Below are 12,408 nucleotides of genomic sequence, written 5' to 3'. Positions count from 1 at the left end.
ACCATAGCACAGGGAGTGTGGGAAGGCAAGGCTGGGAGGTGAAATCGGGTGCGGTGGGGTAGTAGGGAGAGGGGCCCCCAAAAAAGCTGGCGGTATGGGCTGGGAAGGGGCCAAAAGACGCCCACTGGGGCCTGGAGGGAGCGCCCCCATCGGCAAAAAAGCTCCTGGTGCGGGGCCCTGAGAAGGGCCCCGCCGGGGGTGAGCCCGGAGTGGGGGGAGCGCCTGATCGCCTGAGCCGTGGGGCTGGGGTAATGGGCCGGGCGGGACGCCCGGCCCGGGAGGGGCTGGCGAAGCGGCGAAGGAAGCAGGCGCGAGGGGGGAGCCGCGACGGCCGAGGCGGCCGTCTGGTGCGGGCTAAGCTGAGAGGGGGACGGTGTGGTGCTCCCCCTCATTATTTCTTATCACATGCTTTTTTCTACGTTTTCCGCTATGATTTTTCTTTTTTCGAGGGTCTTGTTGAACATTTTCTCTACCACTTCTGGAAAATCTCTTTCTATAATTTTGGTCCCTTCTTCGGTTATGCCGCCTTTTGTTGCTACCCTTTCAATTACTGCTTCAAAGGTCATGTTTTTTTCGATAATTAATCTGCCGGTCCCAACCATGGTGTGAGCGAGCATGGCTATTATTTGATGTTCTGTTATGTTGGTGTGTTTTTGTGCTTCCTTTTTTATTTCGTTGAATAAAGCGGCGATAAAACCGGGCATACAACTGACCAGTTCCGCTCCCATCCCAAGTTCTTCTTCCGGTAATTCTATAACGTCACCAAAACTTTTTAGTATTTTCATGAGGGTCTTTTTATCTTTCTCTGCGACTTTTTTGTTATGACAGACCAATGTCTGGGATTCGTTTATTTCAGCGGTTACACTTGGAATTATTTTTGATATTTTGTTTTCCCTGCATATTCTTTCAAGTTGTTCGAATCTAATACTCCCATTTAATGAAATAATATGGGTCTTTTTATCTATTACCGTTATTATTTCTTCTAATACTGTTTTTATGTCTGTGGGACGAATGCACAAAAAAATAAGGTCCGCGTTCTTTGCAGCTTCCACATTTGTATCGCAAATATGTATGTTATACCTTTCTTTTAATATTTTTATCTTTTCTAAGGTCCTGTTTGATAGGTATATATAATTTTCCGGAATTATTTTCGCACCGATTATCTTTTCAAGAAGCATCTTGCCCATGCTTCCATAGCCGATAATTGCAATTTTAGTTTTCATTGTGGCCCCTTCACAACATCCCCTTTTCCCTTTATTGGTTACAGGTTGACTCCTCATTGTCATCGTGAATTGTTTCAGCCCAGAGTAAAATGTGCGTATATTTTACCTTGAATTTTGTTTTTCCCTCAAGGGACAAAGGTTTTGTTTTCAGAACCTAAGGGCATTTATTGTAATCCCTCTGGTTCACTACAGGTGATAGATGCTTCTTTGTTCAAAAAATGAAAAAAACAGGGATGAATTATTTTTGAGAATTATTCTTAGAATGATGAAAATTTTACTTGATAATTCTTTATTCTTCACTATACTGTATCCGAAAGGAGGTCTCCTTGTTTCAAAAACAACCTATTATGCGCAAGGTTTTATATAGTCTTGCGCCTATATTTCTGTTTTCTATATATCTGTATGGCCTGCGTCCTCTCTGGATAGCTCTGGTGGTGTTTCCCCTGGGGATTCTGGTGGAGTATTTCTTTGAAAAAAAACGGGGTAAAAAGGTAAGCGAGGCGGTTCTCGTTACCTGTGCCCTCTATACCCTTTCCATGCCGCCGGTGGTTCCCCTCTGGATTGTGGCGGTGGGAATTATCTTTACTGTGTTCATGGCCAAGGAAGTGTATGGCGGTTTCGGCCGGAATATCTTTAACCCCGCCATCGCAGGGCGGCTCTTTGTGTACATTTCTTTTGCCACGATTATGCAGGCAGGTTTTGTACAGGCCGGCAATTTCGGAGCCGCTGCGGGGCTTTGGGGCTATCCGGTGGACGGGATGAGCGCCGCCACGCCCCTGGCTCAACTCCGTCATGGGGAGCCCATTTCGGTTATTAACGCAATTCTGGGTTTCCGTATGGGGTCCTTGGGTGAAAGTTCCGTAATCCTGATAGTTCTTGCGGGTATTTACCTGGTGGCAACAAAAACTGCAAGCTGGCGGCTTATGGTGTCTACCATCGGATCGGCGGTGCTGCTCACCGGTTCCCTGCTCCTCGCCGGCGTGGCTAAGGCGTTGCCGATGGAAAGTCTCCTTGTGGGAAGTTTCCTTTTTGTGGCGGTCTTTATGGCTACCGATCCGGTGAGCGCCCCTAAAAAGCCCCTTGCCCAGTGGCTATATGGAATGGTCATCGGTGTTTCGGTGGTGCTGATCCGAACCTTCTCGCTTTTCCCCGAGGGAACCAGTTTTGCGGTCCTTCTGGGGAATACCGCGGCTTCCCTTTTTGATGACCTTGTGGGAGGCAAAAAGGCCGCCCCCGCAGCCGCAGCTGTGAATACTGCGGGTTCTGCAAAAGATGCAGGAGGCGCCAAATGAAGCGGGATGGTATGCTCTATACGGTGCTTTTTACCTTTGTTATCTGTATGGTTTTTGTGTTTTTTCTTGCCCTGGCGAACGAGCTTACCAAGGATCGGGTTGCGGCAAACCGGAGGCTTTCTGAGCGGTCTGCCATTTTAGCGGCCCTGGGTATTGCCTATTCAGCTCCATCCCAGGTGGATTCCCTTTACAATAGCCAGGTGACTGAGCTTAAGACCGATGTGGGGACTATCTATAAAGCAACGGTGGACAACCAGAATCGTTATGCCGCCATGGTGACAGGTCCCGGTCTCTGGGGGACCATACGGGCCATACTCGCGGTGGACGAGGCGGTGGAACGGATTGAGGGTTTCCAAATCGTGTCCCACAATGAGACGCCTGGACTGGGTGGGCGCATTGATGAAGGCTGGTTCCAGGCCCAGTTCAGGGGCGAGAAAATAGGACCGGAGGGAATTGTGGTTCTCCAGGGAAGCGGGAAGGGGGACCCGGACCCGAACAATAGCCAACTGGATGGGGTTACCGGCGCATCCCGGACGAGCCAGGCAATTCAAGATATTGTAAACAGGGAGATCCGGGTGTTTGAAACACTGCGGGATCAGGGAGGCTTGCGATGAGCGGAGCAAAAAAACGGGGACCCGCCGCAGAAATACTTGTGCAGAACCTGTGGTGGAATAATCCTATTTTTATCCAGGTATTGGGTATCTGCTCGACCCTGGCGGTAACCAACAACCTTACCAATACGGCTATCATGACTATCGGAGTGAGCCTGACCACCGCCTTTTCCAGCATGACCATTTCGGCTATGAATAAGTTTATTCCGAACAAGGTCCGCATGATTGTTCAGGTCCTGGTAATCAGCTTTTTTGTCATCATTATCGATATACTGCTCCGGGCCTACCTACCGGATATTTCCCGTTCCCTGGGGCCCTATGTGGGGCTCATTATCACCAACTGTATCATCATGGGCCGGGCAGAGGGTTTTGCCCGATCCAACCCGCCGCTCCTTTCTTTTTGGGACGGACTCACGAGCGGTTTCGGCTACATGGCGGTGCTCATGCTGATCGCGGTGGTCCGGGAACTCCTGGGGTTCGGTAGCCTCTTCGGTCTTCCCGTGCTGAGCGCCCTCTTGGGAGCTTCCTTTACTCCCTGGACCATCATGATTATGGCCCCCAGCGCCTTTTTCCTCGTGGCCCTGGTCATGTGGGGAGCTAAAACCCTGCAGGAGAACATGAAAATTGCCGCTAAGGCTAAACAAGGAGAGGCAAAATGACTCCCGTGGTGCATCCGATAACCCTGCTTTTTGCATCGGTCTTTACGAGCAACATCCTCCTGGCAAATTTCCTCGGCATGTGCTCCTTTATTTCCATCTCCAAGGACCAGAAAAGTTCCTTTGGCCTGGGTCTCGCGGTCACCGTGGTCATGACCATCACCATGGTGGTTTCCTGGACGGTGCTGAAACTGGTCATAGAGCCCCTGGGGCTGGAATACCTTTCCTTTATCATCTTTATCATTGTTATTGCGGCTATTGTTCAAATTTTGGAAATGCTGATAGATCGCCTGTCTCCGGCCCTTTACCTTGCATTGGGTATATTTCTTCCCCTTATTACGGTGAACTGCGCCATTCTGGGGGCCATTCTCTTTATGCAAATCCGGAATTACAACTTCTGGCAGGCCCTGAGTTTTGGTTTTGGATCCGGTGTGGGCTGGTGGCTTGCCATCATGCTCCTTTCATCAATTCGGAAAAAGATTGATGCTGCGCCGGTGCCCGCGGGGCTTAAGGGGGCCGGTATCACCGTCATCACCATTGGGTTTATGGCCATGGCCTTTATTGGTTTTTCCGGTATGCTCAATGTTCAGTAGGAGGTGCCCATGAGTCCTTTTTTGCTCGGTCCCCTCGTGGTGGGCCTAATTTCATCGGTTCTGGCCCTGGTTATTTCTATCACTGACCGGATTGTGAACGATTATGGTGAAGTGAATATCGATATAAATGGGGGTAAGAAGATCCTGACCGTGAAAGGCGGGAGTCCCCTGCTGGGGACGTTGGCGTTTCAGAATATCTTTGTGCCCTCCGCCTGTGGCGGCCGGGGCTCCTGCGGGGCCTGCAAGGTTCGGGTGCTCTCCGATGTGGGCCCCCACCTGCCCACGGAGCTTCCCTATTTAAATAGTGAAGAAGTGGCTCGTAATGTGCGGCTTTCCTGCCAGATCAAGGTGAAAAAAAATATTGCCATAGAATTGCCGGAGGCCCTTTTTAATGTCCGTAAATTTAAAACTACCGTAGAACAAATCCGAAACCTCACCTATGACATAAAGGAGGTGTACCTCCGGCTTTCCGACGAAGCAATCGCCGCCGGGGGTATCTCCTTTACGCCGGGGCAATACGCCCAACTTGTGGTACCTCCCTACGGGGATGTTAAAGAAAGCGTTCAGCGGGCCTATTCCATGTCTTCCACGCCCCAGGACAGGGAACACATCGAACTCCTTATTCGGCTGGTTCCCGGCGGTATCGCCACGACCTGGGTGCATCAGTACCTTAAAGAAGGGGATCCGGTTGAAGTGGTTGGTCCCTTCGGTGAATTTTTTGTACGGGATACGGATGCGACCATGATCTTTGTGGCCGGTGGCTCTGGTATGGCTCCCTTTAAATCCATATTGAACCACATGGCCCAGACTGGCCAGTGGACAAACCGGGAGATCTGGTACTTCTTTGGTGCCCGCTCCAGGCGGGATATGTTCTATCTGGATGAAATGGCGGACCTGGAGCGGCGCTTCCCTAATTTCCATTTTGTGCCGGCCCTTTCAGAACCAAAGCCTGAAGATGCCTGGACCGGTCCCGTGGGGCTTATCACCGCTGTGCTCGATTCCTACTTTAAAGAAAAGATCGGCAAAGATAAACCCATGGAGGGATATCTTTGTGGAAGTCCTGGTATGATTGATGCCTGTGTTAAGGTTATGACCGCCAACGGCATCAGTCAGGATAAAATCTATTACGACAAGTTTGCGTAAGGATAAAAGCCTATTGAAAGGCCGGGGGCATTTCAATAGGCGTGTAAAAGGGGAGTGCATCCATGAAGATGAATTATGATGAACGGGCGGCCTACGAAAGGATGAAGCCCGGGGTCTTAACCAGCGTGGGTTTCCTTGGAAAGGATACGCGGCCATTAAGCGATATTATCGCCGCCGATGAGGAACTCTTTCGTGCCCTGGCCCTCGATTTTGATCAGGTGGCGGATCGACTGGAAACCCTTGCTCGCAAGGGGGCCGAAGGCCTGGGTGAACCGATTACCGTGGAAGGACAGTTCCTGGTAAAAAGCGACGAAGCCCGGGGAAAACTTCCCTGTCCCTACGGGGATGGGCTGTACCATAAAAATGCTGTTTCGGTGCAAAGAGGGGAAGATTCTATCATCTATTCGGATCTTTCCATCCATCTTTTGCGGGTACACCATTTTTGCCAGGGGGAGGGGAGTCCCTTTCGACTTGACCCGGTGGTGCTGAAACGCCTCTTGGGCTAGGATGCGAAAAAGGCGGAATTTACAAAAAGGAAGGAGGCTCCATGGATAAACAGGTGATGGTTATCGGGGCGGGTTTTGCGGGGCTTACTACCGCAGCCTTGCTTGCAAAAGAGGGCTACCGGGTTACTATCCTGGAAAAATGCGATTCCCCGGGAGGACGGGCGCGGCTCTGGGAAAAGGATGGCTTTGCCTTTGATATGGGGCCCTCCTGGTACCTTATGCCCGAGGTATTTGACCAATACTTTGCGCTCTTTGGGAAGGAACGGTCCCAATACTATGATCTGGTAAAGCTTAAAACCCACTATACCGTCCATTTTGAACGGCACGAGCCGGTTACGATAACCAGCGATTTTGAACAAACGAAGGCCCTGTTCGAAACCTTTGAAGCCGGTGGTGGCCCGCGTCTAGAAGCTTATATCCAGAACGCCAAATACAAGTACGATACGGCCATGAAGGACTTCCTGTACCGGGAATACCGCCACGTGTTCCAGTTCTTAAACAAACGCCTCATGACCGAAGGGCTCAGGCTCAACGTATTCCAGGCCCTGGATCCCTATGTGGGTCGTTATTTTAAGGATGTTCGGGCCCGGCAAATCCTGGAGTATGCCATGGTCTTCCTGGGTGCTAGTCCTACCAATGCCCCGGCCCTGTATTCGCTCATTTCTTATCTTGATATTGCCGATGGGGTCTATTTCCCCGTGGGTGGTATGTATGCCATTGTGGAGGGCCTGGTGAAACTCTGTAACGAGTTGGGTGTCTCCATAGAGTATGGCGCCGAGGTTACCCATATTGATGAGGGGGAAGGGAAGACGGTGTCCGTTCGGGCCCTTAAGGATGGCCAGCATCGGGAGTATCGATTGGATGCGGTGGTTATGTGCGGTGACTATGCCCATGCGGACCGGGAACTTCTGGATCGAAACAAGGCCAATTATAGCCCTTCCTACTGGGACCGGGCGGTGCTTGCGCCGAGTATGTTTATTGCCTATCTGGGATTGAACCGGGAAATCCCCGAACTAACCCATCACAATCTATATTTTTCCGACGATTGGACCGGTCACTTTGATACCATTTTTAAACGACCCGCCTGGCCGGAAAATCCCTGTTTTTACCTTTCGGCGGCCTCTAAGACCGACCGCCGGGCGGCGCCCCCCGGTAAGGAAAACCTCTTTCTTCTCGTTCCCACGGCGCCGGGACTCTCCGACACCGATGAGGTCCGGCGGGCCTACTACGAAAGGGTTCTAACCCATGTGGAACGACGGCTGGGAATTACTATTCGGCCGTATATTCAGGTGGAGCGGCTCTTTTCCCAGCGGGACTTTGCCGAATCGTATCATGCCTTTAAAGGGACTGCCCTGGGCATGGCCCATACCCTGAGGCAGACCGCGGTGTTCCGTCCTGCCATGCGAAGTAAAAAGATCCGGGGGCTCTTTTTTGCAGGTCAGTACACCCATCCGGGAGTAGGGGTTCCCATGACCTTTATTGCTTCCCAGGTGGTGGCTCCCATTGTGGATGAGTATCTAAAGGGGAAGGGCTAGGTGGAACATATACCAGAAACAGCAGGCGCTTTACCGCTAAAGGCCTATCAGGAAGCTACGTTCCGACGGGGGAGTAAAACCTACTTTAATGCAAGTCGCTTTTTCCCCCCCCGACTGCGACAACGGGTGTTTGCCCTGTATGCCTTTGTTCGCCGGGCCGACGACTTTGTGGATTCCCAGCCCCAAGATGTGGAGGGCTTTTACCGATTTCGGACCTACACGGAGCAGGCCCTGGGTAGTATTTCTCGGCGGTCCTACGCGGGAGAAGACCCGTCTTGCAGAGCCTCTGGCTTTGTTTCCGGGGGCTCTTCCTTTGCAAAACACATCGCTGTGGAAAATTCTGAGGAGGCTCTGGTACCGTCTACAGAGGGGCCCCCGCAGGGCCTTGCTCCGGAAGACCGGGCAGTGATAGATGCCTTTGTAGACCTGGGAAAGGCGGTGGGGTTTGATCCAGCCTGGACGGTGGCCTTTCTCGATGCTATGGAGGCGGACCTTACAAAGAATCGTTACGACAGTCTGGAAGAATGTCTTACCTACATGTACGGGTCCGCCGAGGTTATAGGTCTTTTCATGAGCCGCTGTATGGAACTTCCCGAAGCGGCCCATGAGCCAGCCCGTCTTTTGGGGCGGGCCATGCAATATATCAACTTTATCCGGGATGTGGAAGAGGACCGTACGTTGGGACGCCGCTATCTTCCTCTTGAGGGGGAAGTGGCAGAAATTACGGATCCCTCCTGGGCCCAAACCCATCCTGAACGGTTTGCGGCCTGGCTCCGGGGACATTTGAATCGGTATCGGGAGTGGCAACGGGGAGCCGTTAGGGGATATCGGTATATTCCTTACCGCTATCGAATTCCGATTATGACCGCCGCGGATATGTACTTCTGGACCGCTGACCAGATAGAGAAAAATCCCCTCGTGGTTTTTAAAAGAAAAGTGAAGCCCGGCAAAACCCGAATTATTACGCAGTTTTTCCTCAATATGCTGAGGGGCTGGAAGGTGTGAACTATGGATTTCATCGGTAATGAAAAGAAAGCAGAGCCCAAGAAAATAAAAAAAGCCCCCCTATTTTCTAAATTGTTCGACGCTGGTTCTCAAAAAATGGAGAGCCTATTACTTGTTATTCTGGGGATTATTTTTTTTGTGGGCCTCTGGGGGCATCTCCTGCCCATTACCCGTTCGTTGATGCTGCTTTTTACTCCCTACCTTCTTTTAGTGGGAGGACTTGTGGTTTTTGCCCTTACGGTACGGGAACAGGGGAAGGCCCTTTTTTTCTGGGCCCTGCTTACTTTTGTGATTACCTTTGCCCTTGAGGCAATTGGGGTTGCAACGGGGGCAATCTTTGGGGACTACCGCTACGGCCCGGTGCTCGGAACCCATATTTTTGGGGTTCCCCCCATCATTGGTTTTAACTGGGTGCTCGTGGTGTTGGGTTTTTCTCGCCTTGTGCGGGGCACCTTCCGGATTCGCTACGCCCCCATAGGCGCATTGCTCACGGCCCTTCTCTGTGTGCTCTTTGATTATATCCTGGAACCCCTGGCTATACGGCTCGATTACTGGACCTGGACCGGTGGAGATATCCCCCTTAAAAACTATGCCTCCTGGTTTTTGATTTCCTTGGGTGCCGCCTTACCAACCTGGTTTTTTAAGAAGGAGCCTACGTCTCTGTTGGTACAGGGCTACATCCTTATCCAGGCCGTCTTTTTTATCCTTCTGCGTGTGGGACTTGCCCTGGGAGGTCTCATCCTTTTTTGAAAATAAAAAGTTTTTTCTTCTTTCATTCAGAGCCGTGCATTTTTAGAACTGCTTTTGAAAGAAATGTCGTTTGAATAAAAAAATTGACATTTTATTAAACAGGGGTTAGACTAAATTTGTTCACTGAAACAACAAATAGGAGGTTTGTATGAGAAAATTTGTGGCTCACCTATGGAAAGCAATAGGAGGAGGAGTATTGGGGATTCTAATTTTATTTTCGTGTACTACCCTTACATCACAGAATGCCGGAGTCCAACAAAAGGTTCCTATAAAGTATCCAAAGGTCTTAGTAGAAGCTTATATAAGAACCTGGCCCCTCGGATCTACTGTGGAAGATATGAAAAAGGGAGTTTACTGGAAAGCAGAAAATATTAAAGGAAACTATCTTACCGATCTTATTATTGCTTTTGCTTTGATACGAGACGGTTCTTCTATATATATCAAAGATATGGAGCCTGATCCGGCAAATCCAGGAGCACCCGTTTTTAGTACCCTCTGGGATGAAGTAAAAGAAGTAAAACAAAAATATCCACATCTAAGGGTAAGCATTTCAGTAGGTGGTTATGGGGCCGATGGATTTTCTGATATGGCTATCGACCCAAAACTGAGAAGTGAATTCGTAAAGAATGTTCTTAGTTGGTTAGAAAAATATAATCTTGATGGTGTGGACATTGATTGGGAATATCCTGTTGGTCCTGATTGGGGCTTACCCATCAAAACACGACCAGAGGATAAGGATAGTTATGTATGGTTGTTGCAAGACTTACGCACTGCTTTGAACGCTTTGGGCTCAAAAACAGGGAAAGTATATACCCTTTCAGTGGCGGTTCCGGCGAGTACCTGGTTTGTTCAAAAGTTAGATGTCGTTGCTATTTCCCAGATTGTGGATAGTATGAAGCTTATGTCATATGATTATTATGGCTCCTGGAGCGCTACCACAGGACATACCGCTAACTTGTACAATAATCCGGCAGATCCGGCATGGGGAGGGTGGAGCACCGACCAGGCGGTACAAGCATACCTTACAGCAGGGGTTCCCGCGAATAAAATAGTGCTGGGAGCAGCTTTTTACGGGAGAGGATGGAAAGGGGTTCCTGAAGGCGAAACTAATGGCCTTTTCCAAAAATATAAAGAAGCAACCTATCTTGATGGTATTAGTTATGGAGATATTAAAAAACTTCTTAATTCTTCCCGGAATTTTGTGCGATACTGGGATGATGTTGCAAAGGCTCCGTTTATTTACAATGGGGATGAGTTTATTACCTACAGTGATCCTCAGTCATTACAGGAATTGGCCCAGTATGCCGAGAAATATGGATGTAAAGGGGTCATGTACTGGGAATACGGTCATGACATAGAAGGGGAATTGCTCGAATCTCTCGCTCAACCTTTTATAAAGTAAGATACTATTTTAAGTAAGGCTCCCCCGAAAAGGGGGCCTTTTTGTTTGGGTTGATGGGGGTCCTTTTTGTAAAATGCAAAAAGAATTAAGAAAATTTATATCTTGCCTTCTTTTCTTATGCTCCTGATTGTATAATATGTATAATATTAGTAATAATTATGAACTCATCTATTCAGGACCTCATAGGTCTCGTTGGTTCTTTTATGTACGTCTTTTTGCTTATTGGGTTCGCTGGTTTTCTATCAAGAGGCGGAATAGTATCTTCCGCAACAAGCCGGAAGGTGGTGCATATTGGCGTATCCCACTGGTGGCTTTTTGCCATGTTCTGGATGAAAAGTCCCTTTGTCGCGAGCTTCGGGCCGGCGGTGTTTATTGTGCTTAATTGGCTCAGTATCCGACTAAATGTGTTCAGAGGCATGAACAACGATGATTCCCGACACAATTACGGCACCGTGTATTTTCCGATTTCCCTGTTGCTTTTAGTCCTTGCCGCATGGAACGGCTTGATGCCCAAATGGGTGGCAGGAACGGCTATATTGGTGCTGGGCTGGGGCGATGGTCTTGCGGCCCTGGTAGGTGAGGCACTCCGGAGCCCAGCGGGTACCGTTTTTGGCTCCCGCAAATCTTTGGCCGGTACTGTGGCGATGTTTTGTGTCTCCACGGTAGTGGTCTTTATCATGACCATGGTCTTTGAACCAAACAGTACGGTGTCTTTAGCGCTGGGACGAGCCCTGGGAACCGGTCTTGTTGCGGCCTATCTGGAAGTATTTTCTCCCTTTGGAACCGATAATCTTACTGTTCCTCTAGGAACGGCCCTGTATTTTCATTATCTTTCCCCCTTACCCATCAATAACATCTAATTTTTGTTTTTTCAGTTCTTGCGGTGGCGGCCTTTATAGCCTGGCTTACAAAAACCGTCACTACTGAAGGGGCCCTGGCAGGACTTGGTTTGGGGACAGTGGTTTTTGTGAGCACCGGTCTTGGTGGCCTTGCGGTACTGGCCGCATTTTTTGTTTCTTCCACCGTGGTAGGGCGTATTCGGCGGGAACAAAAAGAACGGCTTGGAATTGAGAGGATTCATGAAAAGGGTGACCGACGGGACGCTGTCCAGGTATTTGCCAATGGCGGAGTTGGTATGGGGAGTTCTATTTTATATGCCCTTACGGAAGAGCCTCTTTTTTTAGTGGCCTTTTTTGTATCCTTTGCAGCGGCCACTGCCGATACGTGGGCAAGTGAATTAGGAATTCTAAGCCGGCGAAAGCCTCGATCTATCATCAATCTAAAACCCCTAGAAAGGGGAATTTCCGGAGGAGTAAGCCTTATAGGCTTTGCGGCCTCTTTTGTGGGGGCCCTGCTCATCGCCTCGCTGGTGTTTGTTGTAGATCCTTCCCTGGCGCCACGATTCTGGACTCCCGTTCTTATCGGAGGCTTTATGGGCTCCCTCGTAGATTCAATTTTGGGAGCTACCCTACAGGCTCAATATCGTTGTGCCCAGACAGGACGGGTGGTAGAACGGCCCCTTTCAGGTTCGCTGAAAAATAGGCTTATCAAGGGAATCCCCTGGATGAACAATGATATGGTGAATTTCCTTTCAATCTTAACAGTAACGGTGACCATTTCTGTCTGGTTTGCCATAAGTCAGGGGTAACAAAGATCCGAAAAGTATACATGCGTAATGCCTCAAAATAAAAT

13 protein-coding genes are annotated in these 12,408 nt (G+C 49.6%); 12 read left to right on the top strand and 1 reads right to left on the bottom strand.

All coding sequences use genetic code 11. The features are described from left to right. Nucleotides 1-401: 401 nt before the first annotated feature. Nucleotides 402-1,223, bottom strand: coding sequence for an NAD(P)-binding domain-containing protein (locus C5O22_RS09500; RefSeq protein ID WP_165910483.1), 822 nt, complete (start codon nucleotides 1,221-1,223; stop codon nucleotides 402-404). 326 nt (nucleotides 1,224-1,549) lie between these two features. On the opposite strand from C5O22_RS09500, the gene C5O22_RS09495 reads away from it, so the two are divergent. From C5O22_RS09495 to C5O22_RS09440, 12 genes are all read left to right on the top strand, one after another. Continuing rightward, nucleotides 1,550-2,515: an RnfABCDGE type electron transport complex subunit D gene (locus tag C5O22_RS09495; protein ID WP_207895372.1), complete on the top strand. Its 966-nt coding sequence runs from the start codon at nucleotides 1,550-1,552 to the stop codon at nucleotides 2,513-2,515. Further along, on the top strand, nucleotides 2,512-3,129 hold the full coding sequence (locus C5O22_RS09490) for an RnfABCDGE type electron transport complex subunit G (protein ID WP_132781249.1): 618 nt from the start codon (nucleotides 2,512-2,514) through the stop codon (nucleotides 3,127-3,129). Before C5O22_RS09495 ends, C5O22_RS09490 begins: the two co-directional genes overlap by 4 nt. After that, nucleotides 3,126-3,785 carry an NADH:ubiquinone reductase (Na(+)-transporting) subunit D gene (locus C5O22_RS09485; protein ID WP_132781247.1) on the top strand — a complete coding sequence of 220 codons (660 nt, stop codon included), beginning with the start codon at nucleotides 3,126-3,128 and terminating at the stop codon, nucleotides 3,783-3,785. The genes C5O22_RS09490 and C5O22_RS09485 overlap by 4 nt, the downstream gene beginning before the upstream one ends. Further along, nucleotides 3,782-4,375, top strand: coding sequence for an Rnf-Nqr domain containing protein (locus C5O22_RS09480; RefSeq protein ID WP_132781245.1), 594 nt, complete (start codon nucleotides 3,782-3,784; stop codon nucleotides 4,373-4,375). Before C5O22_RS09485 ends, C5O22_RS09480 begins: the two co-directional genes overlap by 4 nt. A gap of 9 nt (nucleotides 4,376-4,384) precedes the next feature. Then, nucleotides 4,385-5,518: an NADH:ubiquinone reductase (Na(+)-transporting) subunit F gene (locus C5O22_RS09475; protein WP_132781243.1), complete on the top strand. Its 1,134-nt coding sequence runs from the start codon at nucleotides 4,385-4,387 to the stop codon at nucleotides 5,516-5,518. A gap of 62 nt (nucleotides 5,519-5,580) precedes the next feature. Further along, entirely contained in the window at nucleotides 5,581-6,024 is a 444-nt protein-coding gene (locus C5O22_RS09470; protein WP_132781241.1) for a hypothetical protein, read from the top strand. A gap of 41 nt (nucleotides 6,025-6,065) precedes the next feature. Further along, complete coding sequence (locus C5O22_RS09465; protein WP_132781239.1) at nucleotides 6,066-7,559, top strand: phytoene desaturase family protein; 1,494 nt, start codon at nucleotides 6,066-6,068, stop codon at nucleotides 7,557-7,559. After that, on the top strand, nucleotides 7,560-8,564 hold the full coding sequence (locus C5O22_RS09460) for a phytoene/squalene synthase family protein (protein ID WP_132781237.1): 1,005 nt from the start codon (nucleotides 7,560-7,562) through the stop codon (nucleotides 8,562-8,564). Nucleotides 8,565-8,567: 3 nt separating this feature from the next. Continuing rightward, complete coding sequence (locus C5O22_RS09455; protein ID WP_132781235.1) at nucleotides 8,568-9,314, top strand: carotenoid biosynthesis protein; 747 nt, start codon at nucleotides 8,568-8,570, stop codon at nucleotides 9,312-9,314. 148 nt (nucleotides 9,315-9,462) lie between these two features. After that, nucleotides 9,463-10,716, top strand: a complete 1,254-nt coding sequence (locus C5O22_RS09450) for a glycoside hydrolase family 18 protein (protein ID WP_132781233.1) — start codon at nucleotides 9,463-9,465, stop codon at nucleotides 10,714-10,716. A gap of 158 nt (nucleotides 10,717-10,874) precedes the next feature. Then, nucleotides 10,875-11,576 (top strand): diacylglycerol/polyprenol kinase family protein, encoded by a 702-nt coding sequence (locus C5O22_RS09445; RefSeq protein WP_132781231.1) that lies wholly within the window; start codon nucleotides 10,875-10,877, stop codon nucleotides 11,574-11,576. Nucleotides 11,577-11,599: 23 nt separating this feature from the next. After that, nucleotides 11,600-12,364 (top strand): DUF92 domain-containing protein, encoded by a 765-nt coding sequence (locus C5O22_RS09440; RefSeq protein ID WP_165910481.1) that lies wholly within the window; start codon nucleotides 11,600-11,602, stop codon nucleotides 12,362-12,364. Nucleotides 12,365-12,408: the final 44 nt, after the last annotated feature.

The organism is Treponema sp. J25, from assembly GCF_004343725.1.
Lineage (GTDB): Bacteria > Spirochaetota > Spirochaetia > Treponematales > Breznakiellaceae > J25.
This window is presented reverse-complemented; position numbering and strand designations above follow the sequence as displayed.